This window comes from Amycolatopsis sp. NPDC051372 (assembly GCF_040682095.1).
Lineage (GTDB): Bacteria > Actinomycetota > Actinomycetes > Mycobacteriales > Pseudonocardiaceae > Amycolatopsis.
This window is the reverse complement of the sequence record NZ_JBFBAF010000004.1, coordinates 269,868-288,416: the sequence shown is the minus strand read 5'-3', so window position 1 is coordinate 288,416 and position 18,549 is coordinate 269,868. Positions and strand designations below refer to the sequence as shown.

Annotated in this window: 17 protein-coding genes; 4 read left to right on the top strand and 13 right to left on the bottom strand. The window is 69.6% G+C overall.

The genetic code is table 11. The annotated features are described in order from the left end of the window. Positions 1-2 precede the first annotated feature (2 nt). Positions 3-581 carry an NAD(P)H-dependent oxidoreductase gene (locus tag AB0M56_RS08730; protein ID WP_364172439.1) on the top strand — a complete coding sequence of 193 codons (579 nt, stop codon included), beginning with the start codon at positions 3-5 and terminating at the stop codon, positions 579-581. A 72-nt stretch (positions 582-653) separates the two neighbouring features. After that, positions 654-1,964 (top strand): MFS transporter, encoded by a 1,311-nt coding sequence (locus AB0M56_RS08725; protein WP_364172436.1) that lies wholly within the window; start codon positions 654-656, stop codon positions 1,962-1,964. 45 nt (positions 1,965-2,009) lie between these two features. Here the strand turns inward: AB0M56_RS08725 and AB0M56_RS08720 are convergent, their stop codons facing one another. The 10 genes from AB0M56_RS08720 to AB0M56_RS08675 are packed head-to-tail and all read right to left on the bottom strand — an operon-like array spanning position 2,010 to position 12,507. Beyond that, entirely contained in the window at positions 2,010-3,134 is a 1,125-nt protein-coding gene (locus AB0M56_RS08720; RefSeq protein ID WP_364172433.1) for a MaoC family dehydratase N-terminal domain-containing protein, read from the bottom strand. Beyond that, positions 3,115-3,516 (bottom strand): carboxymuconolactone decarboxylase family protein, encoded by a 402-nt coding sequence (locus AB0M56_RS08715; RefSeq protein WP_285972464.1) that lies wholly within the window; start codon positions 3,514-3,516, stop codon positions 3,115-3,117. Before AB0M56_RS08715 ends, AB0M56_RS08720 begins: the two co-directional genes overlap by 20 nt. 17 nt (positions 3,517-3,533) lie before the next feature. Continuing rightward, positions 3,534-5,612 carry an acetate--CoA ligase family protein gene (locus tag AB0M56_RS08710; protein ID WP_364172429.1) on the bottom strand — a complete coding sequence of 693 codons (2,079 nt, stop codon included), beginning with the start codon at positions 5,610-5,612 and terminating at the stop codon, positions 3,534-3,536. After that, positions 5,582-6,763 carry an iron-containing alcohol dehydrogenase gene (locus AB0M56_RS08705; protein WP_364172426.1) on the bottom strand — a complete coding sequence of 394 codons (1,182 nt, stop codon included), beginning with the start codon at positions 6,761-6,763 and terminating at the stop codon, positions 5,582-5,584. The genes AB0M56_RS08710 and AB0M56_RS08705 overlap by 31 nt, the downstream gene beginning before the upstream one ends. A 5-nt stretch (positions 6,764-6,768) precedes the next feature. Beyond that, positions 6,769-7,890 carry a mandelate racemase/muconate lactonizing enzyme family protein gene (locus AB0M56_RS08700; protein ID WP_364172423.1) on the bottom strand — a complete coding sequence of 374 codons (1,122 nt, stop codon included), beginning with the start codon at positions 7,888-7,890 and terminating at the stop codon, positions 6,769-6,771. Positions 7,891-7,915: 25 nt separating this feature from the next. Then, positions 7,916-8,620 (bottom strand): ABC transporter ATP-binding protein, encoded by a 705-nt coding sequence (locus AB0M56_RS08695; RefSeq protein ID WP_364172420.1) that lies wholly within the window; start codon positions 8,618-8,620, stop codon positions 7,916-7,918. Continuing rightward, positions 8,617-9,420, bottom strand: coding sequence for an ATP-binding cassette domain-containing protein (locus AB0M56_RS08690; protein ID WP_364172417.1), 804 nt, complete (start codon positions 9,418-9,420; stop codon positions 8,617-8,619). The genes AB0M56_RS08695 and AB0M56_RS08690 overlap by 4 nt, the downstream gene beginning before the upstream one ends. After that, entirely contained in the window at positions 9,413-10,450 is a 1,038-nt protein-coding gene (locus AB0M56_RS08685; RefSeq protein WP_364172414.1) for a branched-chain amino acid ABC transporter permease, read from the bottom strand. Before AB0M56_RS08685 ends, AB0M56_RS08690 begins: the two co-directional genes overlap by 8 nt. Next, complete coding sequence (locus AB0M56_RS08680; RefSeq protein WP_220244206.1) at positions 10,447-11,301, bottom strand: branched-chain amino acid ABC transporter permease; 855 nt, start codon at positions 11,299-11,301, stop codon at positions 10,447-10,449. Before AB0M56_RS08680 ends, AB0M56_RS08685 begins: the two co-directional genes overlap by 4 nt. A 24-nt stretch (positions 11,302-11,325) precedes the next feature. Beyond that, positions 11,326-12,507, bottom strand: coding sequence for an ABC transporter substrate-binding protein (locus AB0M56_RS08675; RefSeq protein WP_364172412.1), 1,182 nt, complete (start codon positions 12,505-12,507; stop codon positions 11,326-11,328). A gap of 336 nt (positions 12,508-12,843) precedes the next feature. Between AB0M56_RS08675 and AB0M56_RS08670 the strand changes: the two genes are divergently transcribed. Next, positions 12,844-13,449 (top strand): XRE family transcriptional regulator, encoded by a 606-nt coding sequence (locus tag AB0M56_RS08670; RefSeq protein ID WP_220244204.1) that lies wholly within the window; start codon positions 12,844-12,846, stop codon positions 13,447-13,449. 261 nt (positions 13,450-13,710) lie between these two features. On the opposite strand, the gene AB0M56_RS08665 is transcribed toward AB0M56_RS08670, so the two are convergent. Then, entirely contained in the window at positions 13,711-14,907 is a 1,197-nt protein-coding gene (locus AB0M56_RS08665; protein ID WP_364172409.1) for a helix-turn-helix transcriptional regulator, read from the bottom strand. A 112-nt stretch (positions 14,908-15,019) separates the two neighbouring features. Between AB0M56_RS08665 and AB0M56_RS08660 the strand changes: the two genes are divergently transcribed. Beyond that, positions 15,020-15,646: a hypothetical protein gene (locus AB0M56_RS08660; RefSeq protein ID WP_364172406.1), complete on the top strand. Its 627-nt coding sequence runs from the start codon at positions 15,020-15,022 to the stop codon at positions 15,644-15,646. A 148-nt stretch (positions 15,647-15,794) separates the two neighbouring features. On the opposite strand, the gene argG is transcribed toward AB0M56_RS08660, so the two are convergent. Together argG and AB0M56_RS08650 are read right to left on the bottom strand one after the other, a co-directional pair. Beyond that, positions 15,795-17,243, bottom strand: coding sequence for an argininosuccinate synthase (gene argG / locus AB0M56_RS08655; protein ID WP_220244201.1), 1,449 nt, complete (start codon positions 17,241-17,243; stop codon positions 15,795-15,797). 451 nt (positions 17,244-17,694) lie between these two features. Continuing rightward, entirely contained in the window at positions 17,695-18,462 is a 768-nt protein-coding gene (locus tag AB0M56_RS08650; protein ID WP_364172403.1) for an NPP1 family protein, read from the bottom strand. Positions 18,463-18,549 lie beyond the last annotated feature (87 nt).

Here is an 18,549-nt window from a genome sequence, read left to right as displayed (position 1 = left end):
CCTTGTCGGACTTGACGATCCTCGCGCTGTCGGGAAGCCTGCGCAAGGATTCCCTCAACACGCGCCTGCTCACGGCGGTCACGCAGCTCGCGCCGCCCGAGCTCACCTTCGACGTCTTCGGTGACCTGGCGGCGATCCCGCCGTTCAACGAGGACGACGAACACCCGGCCCCGCCCGCCGTCGCGCAGCTGCGACACCGGATCCGCGCGGCCGACGGGGTGCTCATCGCCACCCCTGAGTACAACGCGGCCATGCCCGGTGTGCTCAAGAACGGGCTGGACTGGCTTTCCCGCCCCGTGGACGAAGGTCCGGTGCTGGAATGCAAGCCCGTCGCGATCATCGGCGCTTCGCAAGGGCCGCTGGGCACCATTCGCGCGCAGCTGAACCTGCGCTCGGTGCTGCACAAGATGAACGCCGACGTGGTGGGCCAGCCCGAGTTCGTGTTGCCCCACGCCCACCAGGCCCTCGCCGACGGCGAGCTGCCGGCGGGTTCGCCGTCGACGGCGATCCTCACCGCCGTGGTCGACGGCCTGGTCGACCTGATCGAACACCGGCGCGCCCTGGCCTTACTCGGTCGGTGAAGCGCTTTCCCCGCCCCGCGAACAACCCCGTCCCCCGAACAACCCCCGTCCCCTGAACAACGGAGTTCCCCCATGACCCAGTTGTCCCCGCCGCCCCGGCCGATGAGAAAGAACATCCTCGTCAGCGTCGCCGGTTCGGCCATCGAGTGGTACGACTTCTTCATCTACGCGTCGGCTTCGGCGCTGGTGCTGAACAAACTGTTCTTCCCGTCGGTCGATTCCGTCGCGGGCACGCTGCTCGCGTTCAGCACGTTCGCCGTGGGGTTCCTGATCCGGCCGGTCGGGGCGGCCGTGTTCGGGCACTTCGGTGACAAGTTCGGCCGCAAGCCGGCGCTGGTCACCGCCATGATGATCATGGGTGCGGCCACGACGGCGATCGGCTTGCTGCCGTCGTACGCCACGCTCGGCGTGGCTGCGCCGATCCTGCTCGTGGTGCTGCGCCTTGTCCAGGGCCTGGCGCTGGGCGGGCAGTGGGGTGGTGCGGTGCTGCTGGTGACGGAGAGCGCGCCCGAGGGCAAACGCGGCTTCTACGGCAGCTTCGCGCAGCTCGGGGTGCCGATCGCGTTGATCTTCTCCAACGTGATGTTCCTGATCCTCTCGGCCGCGCTGTCGCAGGACGCGTTCCTGGCGTGGGGCTGGCGGATCCCGTTCCTGCTCAGCATCCTGCTCATCGCCGTGGGGCTCTACGCGCAGTCGCGGGCGTCGGAAACCCACGCGGCGCCTTCCGAGGAGCCGGCACGGCGGCGTGCTCCGCTGATGGAACTGTTGCGCTCGCACCCGAAGCAGATCCTGCTCGCCGCCGGCGCGACCGTGATCAACGGCGGCGCCTACTACCTGCTCACCGTCTACATCCTGTCGTACGCAACGCAGGCGCTCGGTCTTCCGCGCGGCACGATCCTGGTTGCCGTGCTGATCTCCGCCGTCGCCTCGGGGCTCACGATCCCGGCAGCCGCCGCATTGTCCGACCGCATCGGCCGCCGCAAGGTGTTCCTGAGCGGTGCCGTGGGGCTGGCGGTGTGGGGCTTCCCGATGTTCTGGCTCGTGAACACCGGCTCACCCGTGCTGATCACCGTGGCGCTCGTCATCGCGCAGGTCATCTTCAGCCTCACCTACGGCCCGTGTCCGGCTTTGTTCTCCGAGATGTTCGGCGCGAGTGTCCGCTACTCGGGTGTCTCGGTGGGCTACCAGATCGGCGCGGTCGCCGGCGGTGCGCTGGCGCCCATCATCGCGACGTCGTTGTTCGCCGAGTTCCGGACGGCCAACGCGATCGCGTTGTACCTGGCGCTGATGGCCGCCGTGTCGTTCGTGGCGGTGTTCCTGGTGACGGAATCCGTTCGTCGCAAGAGGACAGTCATCACTCCGCTCGCCGCCCCGGTGGACTGACGAGCCGCCGGCGGGCGGCGCGCACACCGCGCCGCCCGCCGGGTCTCAGCTCAAGCGCACCAGGGCGCTGCCCTCGGCGGTCTGCTCGCCGAGCTGGTTGCGCGCGGACAACGCGATCAGTACGTCCCCGTTGTCCCGCACCTCGGTCACCTTGCCACCACACCAGACTGTGTCGCCGAAGATGTCGGGGCGGCGCAGGCGCACGGAGAACTCCCGCAGCGATCCGGCGTCACCCATCCAGTTCAGCACCGGGTGCGCCATCCAGCCGCACTTCTGCGGGCCGTTGTTGTACGCGCCGGGCATGCCGATCTCCTTGGCCACCTCGGGGTCCTGGTGCCCGAGGCTGGGCAGTACGCGCTCGCTGAAGTAGGTGGGGTCGTAGTTGTTCGGCAGCCGCTCCGGCTCCTCCACGGCCCAGGTGCGGTACAGCCAGGACATCTCGGCCGCCTTGTACCCGGGCGAGCCGATGCAGCCGGCGTAGTAGGCCGTCATGGTGATCTGGTCGATCGGCCCCTTCACGACCTCGGGGACCACGTCGCCGACCCGGACTTCGGCCGGGTTGCGTGGTTCCGCGCCCCGGCGTTCCTCCGTGGTCGCCCAGCGGCGGATCTCCTCCAGCTCCTCGTCGCGGTAGACGTGCTTGTCGCGGGCCTGATACGACAGGCCACCGGACGCCGACGCGCGAGGCACGCGGAACGTGCTGGCCAGCGCCTCGGCGAGCAGCACCCCGTCGCTCTCGCGGCGGTACTCGGTGTGCACGCGCTGGATGGCGAACCGGTCGGAGTGGCGGCCACTGTGCACGGTCACCTTGCCGAGCCGGGCCTGGGGCAGGATCCGGTCTCCGCGGCGGATCGTCTCGTGGAACACCCACTCCGTGCCCGCGTAGATCGGCTGCACGCCGGGAAAACCGAGGCCGACGGCGCCGTCGTAGCTGGAGTACAGGAACGTCGGCGGGGCGATCACGTCGCCGTGCGCGCTCGCGGCCGCGTACTGCTCGTCGTGGAACAGCGGGTTGGGGTCGCCGAGGCCCCAGGCGTAGTGGCGGATGGTGTCCAGCGTCGCCTCGTTGTTCCACGGTTCGACGCGGATCTCCTGACCTTCGAGCGCTGCCGCCTCCGACAGCATCTCGTCGGTGATCTCGGTGCTGAACTCAAGACGCGTGGTGGCCATTGGTGCTCGCCCCCTCTTCCTCGAAGTCGTTTTCCCAGGCCGCCCACAGCTTGTAGCCGACCTTGCCCCAGCCCGACACACCCAGCACGAGGAACGCGATCTGCAGCGACTCCCGCAGCTGCTCGGCCGTGAGCCCGGCGCGTTTGGCCGCGCGCAGGTGGTTGATCGCACCGCCGGCATTGCTCACGGCCAGGTCGAACATGACCAGCAGCAGCTCCTTCATCGCGAGCGAGAGCCCGTCGGCGTGCTGGGTGTAGATCCGCTCGCGGATGTCGGTGTAGTCGCCGGCGAACCCCTCGTCCATCGCGAACATCGTCGAGATGGCGGGCGGGATGTTGCCCAGCGACTCCTGGTAGTGCTGCAACCTGTCTTGTGCGGTCATGCTCTTCCCTTCACCCTTCATTTCCGCCCGATCGCGTCGATCGCGCGGACCCCGTCCGCCAGCACGAGCACGGGGTTGAGCTCCACAAAGGACACCGGCTGGTCGGCCAGCGCCGTGAACAAGGTGGTGATCGCGGTGTTGAGCGCCTCGACGTCACTCGCCGCCTGGCCGCGGTAGCCGGACAGGAGCACGCCGAGCCGGGACTCGCGCAGCGTCGCCAGCCGTTGCCCGGCGGGCCAGCCGTGCCAGAGCACGACTTGGTCGTCGAGCAGCTCGGCGTTGACGCCACCCGGCCGGAGCACGGCGGACAGGCCGTACTCCGGGTCGCGCACCACGGCCACCAGCACTTCCTGCCCCGCCCCGACGCCTTGCTGCACCACGACGTCGTCGCCGTGTTCGGCGCACACCTTCGCGACCCGCTCGTACGCCGCCGCCAGGTCGTCCTCGCCGCGCACGACCGCGACGGCGCCGAGCTCGGACCGGTGCGCGATCGTCTGCCCGGCCGCCTTGACCGCGACCGGGTAGCCCCAGCGTCTTGCCGCCTCCGCCGCGGCCTCCCGGTCGGGGGCGGAAACCCAAGGGGCCCAGGGGAAGTCCGCGGGCAGCAAGGTGGCGATGTCCGGCAGGCCGAGGTACCCCGTGAGGTCTTCGGCGGGTTCAGTCGCGGCTTGCGCACCCGCGTCACCGGCCAGCAGGTCCAGCGCTTGCACCGCCCGTTCCGGCGTCGGGACCACGGCCACCCGCGCCGAGGCGAGCCGTGCGAGGAGGGTTTCCGGGATCGGATCATCCTCGCTGAGGTGGCTGAGCACGACCGGACTCGCGGTGGGGGACCGGGCGGTGAGGACCTCGGTCAGCACCTCACGATCGTGCGCGAGGCTCGATTCGACGGCCACGACGACGTCCGATTCCGGCGCTTCGGACAACGTGGCCACCGTCCGCGCGAACGTCTCGGTCTCGCCGAGGAACGGCACGTCCATGGGGTTGTGCAGCTCGACCCGATCGGCCAGCACTTCCCGCAACTGCCGCCGCGTCGCCGTACCCAACGCCGGCAGCGACAACGCCGGCGCCTGCTGCACGCGGTCGGCCAGCACCACCGCCCCCGCTCCCGACACCGACGCGGCGGCGATCCGCGGCCGCGCGGGCAGCTCGCCGACCACCTGCGCGGTCACCAGGCAGTCGGCCAGCTCGGCGATCCCCGGAACCCGCACGAAACCGGCCTGCTTCAGCACCGCGTGGGAGATGTCGCTGGACCCCACCACCCGCCCGGTGTGCCCGCCCGCGGCGAGCTGCCCGAGATCGCTGTCGGCGATCTTGACCAGGAACACCCGTTTACCGGTGCGCGCGATGGCTTCCGTGGCCGCCGGCAGCCAGTCGAGGTCGGTGATGGCTTCGAGGAACAGCCCGACCGTGCGCACGTCGTCGCGGGCCAGGACGCCGACGAGCAGTTCGAGGGCGCCGACATCGAACTCGTCCCCGGTGCTGAACCAGTGCGCGATGCCACCGCCACGGCGCAGGATCGACATGAGCAGCCCGTTGCCGCTCGCACCGCTCTGCGTGATCATCGCGACCGAACCCGCGCGCGCCGGGCCGCGGCCCAGCACGCTCGAGAAGTTCAGGTGCGCGCCGGAAACCACGCTCATCGTGCCCACGCAGTTGGGGCCGATCACGCGCAGCCGCCGGTCGGGCGAGGCCAGGAACCGGTTGAGCTCCTGGCGCGGCGCGCTGTCCGGGCGCTCGAAGCCGCTGCCGATCACGACCGCGATTCGCACACCGCGGCTGTCGAGGTCGTGCAGCGCGCTCGGCACCTGCTCGGCCGGCAGGTTGACGATGGCGGCCTCGGCCGCGTCGACGGGGAGGTCGAGCACGGCCGGCACGGCCGGGTAACCGCCGACGACGGAGTGACGGGGGTTGACGACGAACACGTCACCCGTGAACCCGTAGCGGCTGAGGTAGGCCAGCGGCCGGCCCGCGGGCTTGGCCGGGTCGGCCGACGCGCCGACGACGACCACACTGCGGGGCGCGGTGACGAAGTCGACCAGCGCGCTCCCCGTGGCGAGCTCCGCCATCACGCGGCCCCGGTCACGGTGCCGGTCCACGCGTGCCGCAGCACGCCCAGCACCGCACCGGCGTCGGGAACTCGCTTGGGGTTGAAGAACAAACCACGGTCCTGCATGACTTCCCCGGCCACCCGGTCCAGATCGGGCTCGGCGAGGCCGGTGTCCGCCAGCGTCCGCGGCACACCCGCGCGCCGCTGCACGGTCGCCGCGAGCACGGCCGCGCTGCCCGTCTCCCCGAGCCCTTCGCCGAGCGCCCGGGCCAGGATCGCCTGCTTGGCCTCGGTGTGGTCGTGGTTGTACTCCAGGACGTACGGCAGCATCACGGAGTTCGCGACCCCGTGCGGCACGCCGTACGCGGCGCCGAGCACGTGGCAGACGGCGTGGTGCAGGCCGACCCGCGCGTTGCTGATGACCAAGCCGCCGATGGCCGCGGCAGTGAGCGCATCCTCCAGCAGGTCGACGGGCAGTGGTCCGGTCGCGCCGCCGATCCGGGGCAACGTCTCGGCGAAGCGCCGCGCGCCTTCGGCCGCCAGCGCGTCCGTGAACGGCGACGCGGACTTGGAGTACAGGGCCTCGGCGCAGTGCGCGAGCCCGTTCATGCCGGTGGTCAGGAGCAGCTCGGCCGGTACGTCGGTGAACAGTTCGGGGTCGTACACCACCACGCGCGAGGCGACCTTCTGGTCCCAGAACACGCGCTTGATGCCGCGAGCGTCCGTCGCGCCGCCGCCGGGCGTGACTTCCGCGCCCGACAACGTCGTCGGGATGGTGAGCACGGGGATCTTCGGCTGGTTGAGCTGCACGTGCTTCAACACGTCGGGTGGGGTGAACGTGCTGCACTTGGCCTCGAGCGGAAACCCTTCGGCCAGCAGGATGGAAAGCGCTTTCGCGGTGTCACTCACGCTGCCGCCGCCCACGGCCACCAGCGCGTCGGGCGGGTCGTCGCGCAGCTGCCGCGCCATCGCCTCGGTGTCGGTGATCGGCGCGTGCGGCGCGATCTTGCCGAACTCGTGCCGGACGTCGAAGCCACGCAACGCTTCGCGCGTCGCCTGTCCGGCGGCCGACGCGAGTGAACGCGGGCTGCCGACGAGGCACACCGAACGGGCGGACAGAGCGGCGAGCTCGTCCGGCACCGTCGCGATCGTGCCGGCCCCCACGGTGAGCACCTGCCTTGCCTGGTCGTAACGGAACACGCGGTTCAGCTCCTTTCCCCGGGCCGGTCGGTCCGGAAACGCGCCAATGCGGCTTCGTCGATCTCGAACCCGAAGCCGGGTTCGGCAGGCACCCGCAGCACGCCCTCCCGGATTTCGGGCGGGGTGACCACGAGGTCGCCGTCGAGGTTGAGCAGGTAGGCCAGCTCCGCCGGGTGCTGCGCGGTCACGGGGCTGGCGGCGGCGAACGCGGCGCTGGTGTAGGTGCCGATCGCCGAATCGCCCTGGCTGCCCACGATCGCCTGCGCGCCGACGGCCGCGCAGAACTCGCGGATCCGCGTCGAGGCGCGAATTCCCGTGCGGGCCAGCTTGATGCTGATCATCGTGCAGCGCCGGGCCAGGATCTCGGTGGCGACCTCCCGCGGCGTCGTGCAGCTCTCGTCGCCGAGCACGGGCACGGTCGACTTGGCGACCACGTCGGCGCGGCCGAGCACGTCCTCGGCCGGGCACGGCTCTTCGATCCACGCGAGCCTGTGGTCCTTTGTGGACTCCAGGAAGGTCATCGCGTCGGCCGCGGAGTAGCCGTGGTTGGCGTCGACGTAGATCAACGCGTCGGGGTGCTCTTGGCGCAGCTGCGCAACCAGCCGCACGTCGCGGTCGAGGTCCAGACCGATTTTGACCTTGTAGCTGGTGATGCCGTGCTCCGCGCGCAGCGCCGCGGTCTCGGCCACGACCTCGTCGATCGTGCCCGCGCCGAGGATGGCCGTGCAGCGGACCTCCCGCGCATAGCCGCCGAGCAGCTCGTGGCACGGGACGCCGAGCGTTTTGCCCAGCGCGTCGAACATCGCCAGCTCCACCGCGCCGCGGGCGGTCGGGTTGCCGGCGAGGTGGCGCAGCCGGTGGCCGAGCTCTTCGGTGCCGAGCAGGTCGAGCGACTGCGCGGCCGGGGCGATGACCGTGTCGATCACGTGCGCGATCGACACGGTGGTCTCGCCGTAGATCATCGGCCGGGGGATGGCCTCGGCCAGGCCGACCACACCGTCGGCCGTGCGCACGCGCACGAGCAGGTGCTCGGCGTGGGTCAGCCGGCCCGTCGCGAACTTCACCTCGTGTTTCAGGGGAATCCGGAACGGGATGACGTCGATCGAGGAGATCTTGCTGGTTGTCACCTGTCGCACACCTCCGAGGGAGTTTTCACAGGAACGCGTTCTCGATGACCGAGCGGGTGAGCACCGCGGCGGCCGGGCCCCGCTCGACCTCGCGGCCGAGGTTGAGCACCAGCACGTCGTCGCACAGCTCCCGCACGACGGTGAGGCTCTGCTCGGCGATGACCACGGCCATGTCACCTGTGCGCGCGAGCCGGGTCAGTGACTCGACGAGCCCGCTGACCGCGATCGGGGACAGGCCGAGGGAGGGTTCGTCGAGCAGCAGCACCCTCGGCTGGGACACCACCGCCCGCCCGACGGCCAGCGACTGCTGCTGGCCACCGGAGAGCCGGCCGGCCGCGCGGCGGCGCAGGTCGCGCAGCACGGGGAAGAGCTCGTACGCGAACTCGGTCCGCTCCGCGCGCTTCGCCCGGCCCCGCACTCGCAGGCAGCCTGCGTGCAGGTGCTCTTCCACGGTCAGGTCGCCGAAGAGCTCACGCGACTCGGGGACGAACGCGAGTCCGCGGCGGGCGCGGTCCCACGCCGGCACGCCGGTGAGGTCCTCGTCGCCGAGCCGGATGGTCCCGGCGTGCGGCGTGACGACGCCGGACAAGGCCTTGAGCAGCGTGCTCTTGCCCGCGCCGTTGGCGCCGACGATGCCGAGATACCCACCCGCGGCGACGTCGAAGCAGAGGTCGTGCACGACCGGGATCCGCCCGTACCCGGCGTGGATCCCCTGCGCGGAGAACGTCATCGCAGTGCTCCTTCGGCTCCGGGGCCGATGTAGGCGGCCAGCACGTCCGGGCGCCGCAGCACCTCTTCCGGGCCACCGTCGGCGAGGATCTCGCCCTCGGCCAGCACCACCGTGCGGTCGGCGACCCGCCGGACGAACCCCATGTCGTGCTCGACGAAGATCACCGTCGCGCCCGAGGACCGGACGTAGTCGAGCACGCGGTCGGCCACCATTTCCTTGTCCTCCACGGGCATTCCCGCGCTGATCTCGTCGAGCAGGAGGAGCTCCGGCCGGCTCATCAGCGCGCGGCCGAGGTCCACCAGCCGCCGTTCGGGCGCCGAGAGCAAGTCGACGTTCACCGCGGCCTGGTGCTCGATCTTCAGCTGCGCCAGCACTTCGTGGGCCCGATCGACAAGGTGCTTCTCGTCGGTCAGGAAGCCGCGGCCGCGGAGCACGGCGCCGAGGAACCGGCTGGGTTTTTGCTGACCCGCGAACGCCCCCGTGGCCAGCTGGTCGAGCACCGGCGAGCCGGCCACGAGCCGAGAGTCCTGGAACGTGCGTCCGATGCCGAGCCCGGCCCGCCGCCACGCTCCCACGCGGGTCAAGTCGGCAGAGCCCCGCGTGGTCTGCAAGGTGATCGCGCCGCCGGTCACGGGGACCAGGCCGCTGATCGCGTTGAACAGTGTGGTCTTGCCTGCGCCGTTGGGCCCGACCAGGCCGGTGACCGAGCCGCGCTCCACGGAGAAGCTCACGCCGCCCACCGCGACCAGCCCGCCGAAGCGGACGAGTACGGAGTCGAGGTCGAGGATCGCGTCAGCCACGGCTGCCGCCAGACGAGCGCAGGTTCACCAGCGAGCGCAGCCCACCGGGCCGCAGCACGAGGATCACGAACAGCAGGCCCGCGTTGAGGTAGCTGCCGAAACTGCCGCTGCTGGCCAGGAACTGCTGCACCACCACCATGATCAGCACACCCGTGACCGTGCCCCACACGCTCCCGACGCCGCCGATCACGATCATCGTGAGCAGCAGCAACGTCAGCTCGAGCGTGAAGTTCGTCGGCGTGATGAACGTGAGGACCGCGCCCAGCAGCACGCCGCCGAGCCCGCCGAGCAGGCTGCTGAACGCGAACGCCAGCATCCGCGTCAGGGGCACATTCACGCCCATCGTCGCGGCGGCCTTCTCGTCGGTGCGCACGAGGGCGAATGCGCGGCCGATCTTCGAGCGCGTCATGCGCTGCACCACGATCAGTGCGACCGCCGCGAACACCACGGCGACGAGGTAGGCCTGATCACCGCCGAGGTCGACGAGGATCCCGTTGTCGCCTTGCGTGGGTGGCCACAGCTGGATCGCGAGCAGCGCGGCCTGGGAGAACGCGAGAGTGAGCAGCGCCAGGTACAGATCACGGGTGCGGATGATGGCGACTCCGATGATCGTGCCCGCCACGGTCGCGGCCACGGCGCCGATGATCAGCCCGCCCACGGGGCCGAAGCGAGGCTCGGAAACCGCGTACCCGTAGGCGCCCAGGGCCATGAACGCGTTCTGGCAGAAGGCGAACTGCCCCGCCTGCCCGAGCACGACCGTGTACCCGAGCGCAGACACCAGGTACGCGGCGAACAGGCCCACCACGGTCTGGATGTACCCGCCGCCGACGTCGGCCCACACGGCGACGACCACCGCGACAAGCACGACCCCGGCTGTGGTCCACAGCGAACCGACGTAGCGCTTCTCGCCGGCCGGCGACGTCACCGTGCTGGGTGTCGGAACTCGCAACCGGCCGAGCCACTTCTCCACCGGCAGCGCGGAATCGCGGACGGCGGCCCGCACTCGGCGGGGGACATTGACAGTGGTCATGCGCGTGCTCCGAACAGTCCGGTGGGCCGCGTCAGCAGGATCACGAGCATCACGCCGAGCGACACGAAGGCGCTGTAGCTCGCCCCGATCGACCCTGACACGACCGACTGCACGACCCCGATCAGCACCCCGCCGACGGCGGCGCCCGGCAGGCTGCCGAACCCACCGAGGACCACGGCGGCGAAGCTGTCGAACGTGTACTGCTGCCCGAGGTCCGGGGACAGCAGGTAGGTCGGGAAGATCAGCGCGCCGCTCAGCGCCGCGAGGCCGCCGCCGACGCACCACGCCAGCGTGGAGACCCGCGCCGGGTTCACGCCGACGACCGTGGCGCCGAGACGATTGCTCGCGACCAGCCGCATCCGCAGGCCGGCCGACGTGCCGCGCAGCACCAGCGTGAGCCCGGCGACGAGCACGAGGCTCACCACCATGAGCACCACGTCGCTCGCCGACCAGCCGAGCCCCGGCACGATCGGCGAGCGGCCCGCGTACGGCGTCATCGTCTTGGCCTCGGCCCCGAACGACGACAGGAACAACCCGCCGGCGACCTCGGTGACCGCGATCAGCACGATGATCTGGGCGAGCAGGCTCGCGCCGCGCAAGGGGCGCAACGCGATCTGGTCGACGACCACACCCGAGGCGACGCCCGCGGCGACGGCGCCGAGCATGACCACCCACGCGGGGAACCCGTGCGAGCCGAGTTCCCACGCGACGTAGCCGCCGAGCACCATCTGGCTGCCGTTGGCGAAGTTGACCACACCGGTGGCGCGGTAGACGAGCGTGAAACCGAGAGAGACGAGGGCTAGGGCGAATCCGTTGACGATTCCGGTGCCGAAAGTGGCGGTGGTGACCATCGATCAGTCCTCACTGGGGCCAGGTCAGTTCGCGGTGAGCTGGTTCTGGGTCGTGTCGCTGCCGAAGAACGAGACCTTGCCGCCGGAGATGCCGTAGAAGTTGGTGCAGGAGTTGCCCTTGTGCGAGGTCGTGGAGAACGCGATGGGGCACGGCAGCTCGGGCGTCTTGAACGGCTGCATCGTCTCCAGGCCGGTGACCAGGCCTTCGGGGGTGGTGTCCTTGGCGTTGCGCAGCCCGGCGATGAACGCCTTGGCCGCCGCGTAGGCCTGCACCGTCCACACGATCGGCTCGGTGGTCGGGTGCTCCGCCTTCCACGCCTTCATGAAGTCGGCCGTGCACGGGTCCCCGACGGCACACGCCAGCGGGGTCAGCGCGTAGTACCGCACCTTCGGGTCCGATTTCGCGAGCTGGTCGAGCGAGGTGTTGGACCCGGCGAACGTGACCAGCGGCAGGTAGGTGGCTTGGTGGATCTCGGCGTTGATCACCGCGGCCATCGGCGGCGCGGTGATACCGAGCAGCACGGCGTCGACTCCGGCGTCTTTCAGGCCCTGCACCTGGCTGGTGGCGTCGGTGGCGTTGGCGGCGATCTTCTGCGTGGAGTCGACGGTGAGGCCGTACTTGGCGAGCGCGTCCTTGGCGCCGGACAGCGCGGCGTCGCCGTACGCGTCGGACTCCACCATCATGCCGATCTTCTTGGCGCCCATGGAATGCACGAGCTTCGCGATGCCCGTGGCGACGTCGTTGGAGGAGAACGCCGGGGCGAACGTGTACTTGTTGAGTGGCGAGGTGAGCTGCGGGTTGATGCTGCCCGGTGTGTAGAACGGGGTTTTCGTGCTGCTCGCGACCTGCATGGTCGACAACGCGGTGGGCGTGAAGGCGGGCCCGTAGAGCACGGAGACCTTGTCCTGCGTGATGTACTTGCGCGCCACCGTGACGGCGGTCGCCGGGTCGCTCGCGTCGTCGGCGTAGAGCAGTTCGACGGAGTGGCCGTTGACGCCGTTCTTGGTCAGGTCGGCGAAGGCGAGCTTGGCGGAGTCCTGGTAGACCGCGTCGAACGCGGCGTCGGCCCCGGTGAGACCGAATTGCACGCCGATCTTGATGCTGTCGCTGCTCGATCCGCTCGAGCCGCATGCCGTGAGCACCGAGGCGGCGGCAGCGACGGCGGCCACCAGCGCGAGTTTTCGGTGCCGCCTGGGAAAAGTCATCATCATTCCTCCGCGTCATTGGTTCGGATGATTCGAGACGACGACGCCGGCGGCGGGGACCAGATCCGCAGGAGGCGCACTGTGAGTGCAGATTTTTACTGTCAACTCAGTCCAGTGTCAAGGCTCTCGCCGTTGATCTTTGCGCCGGTCAGTGGCATACATCCTGCTCACGTGGGATGCAACGGTCGTTGCGGGATTGACATCGGGGCCGATTTCGATCTTGGTTGGGGATGGTTGATGTTTTACTGGTTGAACTGAGGGTAAAACTTGTAGAGTGGCGTTTCACCGTCCGATCGAGTTCCGCCAACCCGACCCCCGCCGGCGCAGGAGCGACACATGGCCTCACCCCCCGAGCAGTCCGACGAGCCGCGCAGCACTTCGGAGGGCGTGCACATCGGCTCGAAGCTGCGCGAATGGCGCCACGAGAGCCGGACGACGCTCACGGAGGTGTCCGAGGCGGTCGGGCTTTCCGTCGGCTACATCAGCCAGGTCGAGCGCGGTCGCGCGAACCCGTCGCTGGAAGCGTTGAAGCGGCTGGCCGACGTGCTCGGCCACACCGTCGGCGAGCTGTTCAGCAACGAGGCGCCGCCCGCGAACCCGTTGCGGTACTCGGTTTCCAAGAGCGGGCAGCGCAAACGCATCCAGTACCCGGGCTCCGGGATCATGAACGAGCTGCTCAGCCCCGACCTGCAACACCAGATGGAAGTGGTGTGGGTCGAGGCGCCCGTGGGCGCGACCAGCGGCGGGCACCCGCATTCGCACGTCGGCGAGGAGTGCGGCATCGTGCTGTCCGGCGTGATGATCTTCTGGATCGGCGACGACGAGGTGAAACTCGAAGCGGGCGACGCGATCTACCTCGACTCGACGGTGCCGCATCGGTGGCATGTCGGGGAAGGCGAACCGCTCAAGGCGGTCTGGCTGATCACGCCGCCCACGTTCTAGGCGGGGGCTGCTGGAGTTCTGGCTGGTGCAGGGCTGAGCTCGGTGCGGAGGTCGTACCGGTCTCGGTGTCGGGTGTCTACTGTGGACTTGGTTGCGTGGTTGTCCACAACTCGAGCCCGCTGTGGACAACTGAGCAGATCGGCGGGTTTTGGCGGTGTGGTCCGATAGAATGGGACTAGGGCCGCCCCCGGGAGGGTGGGGGTTTGTCGTCGCGGGGTTGGCGGCTGGCGCTGGGTGGTGCGGGGAGCGGCAGGGCGGTGCTCAGAGCCGGATTCCCGCCCACTGTGCGAATCCGGCGAGTGAATCCGTTGTGCGCCGCTCGGCGGCCACGAGTGCGCGCACGGTCTCCGCGACCGACGGGTGGCGGCGGGTGGCGTTGGGTGCGACTGTGCGGGCGGCGTTCAGCTCGGCGAGTGTCTTCTCTCGGTCGCCGTTCAGCATCCAGGCGCGGGCCATGTCGATGTGGTGGTGCCCGACGCGCTCGGGCCGCCGCGAATCGACCACGGCCACCGTCGCGGCGCGGCGTACGGCCTCGCGGGCGTTGTAGTTCTCCACGGGAACGGCGCACCAGTGCACCACGATGTTGGTCGTGCTGGCATCCACGTTGTAGTACGGCGTCTCGGGCGGCGCGAACTCCTCGGCGAACGCGCGAGCCTCCGACAGGTATTCGTCGGCCTCGTTCGGGTCACCGGCTCGCGCGGCGAGGACGGCAGAGCGCAAGTCGAGCTGGATCGCGACCGCCCGGTCGTCGGCGCCGTCCTCGACGTATCGCCGTGCCCGGTCGAGCAGCCGTAGTCCGGTGCGGTAGTCGCCGTGCTGGAGGTAGCGCGTGCTCCGGTGATAGGCGCTGATGGCGACGCGCAACGGGTCTCCGGTGTTCGGCGCGAGCTGGATGTGGCGCTCGGACGCGATGGCCGCGAGGTCGGCTTGCCGGAAGCGCCCGGCCACCGTGGCCGCCATGCGGTAGGCGTCGTGCAGCGCCGCGCGCGCCAGTTCACCGGCGTGGTCCTGCTCTTCGGCGAGCACGTAGAGGTGGTGAAGCAGGTGCGGCAGCTCCGCGAGTACCTCCGCGTTGCGCAAGGACTGGACCCGAGTCGCCATCGACGCCAAGCGCACCGTGACGGCGCCGAGAGGAATCGGATCACCCTCGGGCCGAGGGTCGTCGTAGGCGTCGAGCGCACCACGCAACTCGGCGACGCCCGCTGATTCCTGGCTCGGCTCTTCGAGCACCTCGTTTTCGCGGGTGCCGTAGAGAGTCGACACCTTGATCCCGAGCACTCGCGCGGCGCCGGCCACAAACGCCGCACTCGGCGGCTTGCTGCCCTGCTCCACCTTCTTGACCAGCGACTGCGAAAAGTTGGTGCGCTGAGCCAACTGCAGCTGGCTCAGGCCCGTTAACTTGCGGGCTGCCTTCAGCCGATCGGCGACGCTGTCGCCCGGAAGCGCGGGCACGTGCATTCGCGGTGCTCCTGCCGTCGGCCGGTGTCCCTTCGGTGTCCCTCCAGCCTACCAATCACTTTTAGCCTAAGGACTGTCACTATCGGCAACAAATCGGACGGAGGCGCGCGCGATGACCGCCCTGATCCAACGATCCGCGCTCGACCAGCTTGACGCCGTCGCCGCGCGACTGGACGAGGTCCGCGTCGCCGAAGGATGGACGCTGCGCGGGGCCGGGCGCGTCCTCGGCATGGCCGCCGGAAACATCCTGGGCCTGCGGGTCCGGGCAGGCACCAGCACCACGCTGCCGCTGCTGGATGCTTACGCAGGTCTGCTCGGCTACGATCTGCACGTGCTGCTCGTCGAGGACGATCCCGGCGTCCGGCGGCCCGGCTGGCGGGAGCGCATGCCCCACGGCGACGTCACCGGCGACGACCTTGCCATGTCCGAGCCGTGGCACCTGCAGCGCCACCTGCACACCCTCCATCGGCAAGCGGGTCTGACTCGCGGCGAGGTCGCCGAAGCTCTGGGCATCGCGGTTCTCGCGTTGTGGCGCTTGGAAACCAACCCCGTCGCGATCGACGCGGCGATGATGAACGTGCTGATGTACGCGCGTTTCTTCGGTTACACCGTGCGTTTGCACCTCGTCGAGCCGTTGGAGATGTCAGCCGTGGGCAAGTGGATAGGCGACGACGGAGCTGTGGTCTACGACGGAAAACCCGTAACCGGTGACGATGAAGACCACCCCGACGTCGAATGAACTCCCGGCTGCCGCGTGCTGACCCCGACCAGTCGCGGCGGCCGGGTTCCAGCCGCTCACCCGTCAGTGCCTGCCCCCGTCGATCGGCGCCCGGAAACGGTGAAGGGGGCGTTCGCGAGGAACGCCCCCTTCATCAAGTCAGCGCAACTCAGTCCGTGCCGGACTCCATCGCGGCACTGTCCAGAAGTTCGACGTCGTCGGTCTTGCCGCGGGAGGCGATGGCCTGGGCGCCGCCCTCGGGCATGGCGCCGATGAGGCCGGTGGAGGCGGCCTGGGCGGCGCCGATGAGGGCCGGGTGGGAGCCGCTGCCGACCATGCCGAGGCCCGCGTACTGCTCGAGCTTCGCGCGGGAGTCGGCGATGTCGAGGTTGCGCATGGTCAGCTGGCCGATGCGGTCGACCGGGCCGAACGCGCTGTCCTCGGTGCGTTCCATCGACAGCTTGTCCGGGTGGTAGCTGAAGGCCGGCCCGGACGTGTCGAGGATCGAGTAGTCCTCGCCGCGCCGCAGGCGCAGCGTGACCTCGCCCGTGATGGCGGTGCCGACCCAGCGCTGCAGCGACTCGCGCAGCATCATGGCCTGCGGGTCGAGCCAGCGGCCCTCGTACATGAGGCGGCCGAGGCGGCGGCCTTCGTTGTGGTAGCTGGCGACGGTGTCCTCGTTGTGGACCGCGTTGACGAGCCGCTCGTACGCCGCGTGCAGCAGCGCCATGCCCGGGGCCTCGTAGATGCCGCGGCTCTTGGCCTCGATGATGCGGTTCTCGATCTGGTCGGACATGCCGAGCCCGTGGCGGCCGCCGATCGCGTTGGCCTCCAGCACGAGGTCGACGGACGTCGCGAACTGCTTGCCGTTGATCGACACCGGCCGGCCGAGCTCGAAGCCGATGGTGACGTCCTCGGGCTCGATCTCGACGCTCGCGTCCCAGAACCGCACGCCCATGATCGGCTCGACGATCTCGATGCCGGTGTCGAGGTGCTCCAGCGACTTGGCCTCGTGGGTGGCGCCCCAGATGTTGGCGTCGGTGGAGTAGGCCTTCTCGGTGCTGTCGCGGTAGGGCAGCCCGTGGGCCACCAGCCACTCCGACATCTCCTTGCGGCCGCCGAGCTCCGTCACGAAGTCCGCGTCGAGCCACGGCTTGTAGATGCGCAGGGCGGGGTTGGCCAGCAGGCCGTAGCGGTAGAACCGCTCGATGTCGTTGCCCTTGTAGGTGGAGCCGTCGCCCCAGATCTGGACGTCGTCTTCGAGCATCGCGCGCACCAGCAGCGTGCCGGTGACCGCCCGGCCGAGCGGCGTGGTGTTGAAGTAGCTGCGGCCGCCGGAACGGATGTGGAACGCGCCGCACGTCAGCGCCGCGAGCCCCTCCTCGACCAGCGCCTCCTTGCAGTCGACCAGCCGCCCGAGCTCCGCGCCGTACGACGTCGCACGCCCCGGCACCGACTCGATGTCGGGCTCGTCGTACTGCCCGATGTCGGCCGTGTAGGTGCACGGCACGGCGCCTTTGTCACGCATCCACGCCACCGCAACGGACGTGTCGAGGCCACCGGAGAACGCGATGCCGACCCGCTCGCCGACGGGAAGGGAAGTGAGCACCTTGGACATGGGTATGATTATGCATCAGGATGTATGACTGTGCATAGTCGGGGCGGGAAGTCGTGACGCAGATCGCTCCGGAGAGCCTCGCGGACCTGGCCCGACACAGAAGACGGGTGCCATCCCCACGAAGAGGATGACATCCGCGGTTGTGGCGAACTCGCAGACATCACGCTGGCGGTTCGCTCGGGCTGAAGGTGCACTCAGGCGAGTGGACTGATCGGCAAGTCGACTCCGCGCCGGGGTTGCGCCGGGTCGGCGGAAGATCGAGGCTCCGCCTGTCCTCAGCAGGCGCCGCTCTTGATGAGAGTCGGTCCTGGTGCGGAATCGGCTCATCGGCGTTGGACGGGGCCGATCCGGCCAGGCGTGGCAACCGGCGCTGCGGGTTACCCGGAAGCGAAGACGGGTGCCACCCCCACGAAGAGGATGGCACCCGTCCTTCAGCACAAACCCTCAGGCCTCACCCACGCGGATCGAACGGAATCCCTGCCGGCAGCGAGGCCGCCAGCAAGTCGTTGTACCGCGCGTCGTTGATCTTGATCGTCGCCGAGCCGAAGTCGGCGGACATGAGCTTGTCGCGCAGGGCCGTGGAGGGGTAGCCGTCGTAGCCGACGAGCGGGGGGTAGCGCCAGTTGTGGTAGTGGTTCTCCGGCGGTTCGTCGTTGTCGTTGGCCAGGCGGAAGAAGTGCGTGCCCAGGCCGTCCTTGTGGTAGACGACCTTCGGGTGCGAGCCGTCGAAGCGGACCTGGGAGCGCGGGTACGTGACCTGGCTGCTGTGCTGCGTGGTGGTCACGAACTCGACCTGGTTGCTCGCCTGGTTGATCCAGGAGATCACGTGCTCCCAGTCGTGGCGGTGGCCGCCGAGACCGCTGCCGGCGACGGCCTGGTCCTTCTCGAAGTAGCTGGCGTAGACCACTGCGCACCAGCCGTTGTTGCACTTCGAGCGGGAGTAGGTCTGGGAGTTGTCGAGGTCGGACTGGTCGTGGCAGCTTCCGTTGACCGCGCCGGTGGTGTTGAGGCCCGGGGCGAGCGTGCCGTCCGGGCCGATGGCCGGCGTGGCGTAGCAGCCGTCGCCGTCGTAGTCGTACGCGGGCGAGAACGACTGGTCGTAGCCGCCGGCGTTCTGGGGGAGGTTGTGCGGGGGATCGGCGTACGCCGCGGCCGCCGGGATCACCAGCGCCAGCACGGTGGCGCCGAGGACCGCACCGAGCCGTTTGAAGGTTCGCATAAAGGTCGACCTTCCGAATGGGGACAGGGCGTTGATCATGCTGGCGCACCCGGCCCCCGGGGAGAAGGAGTTGGACCCGAAAAGCCC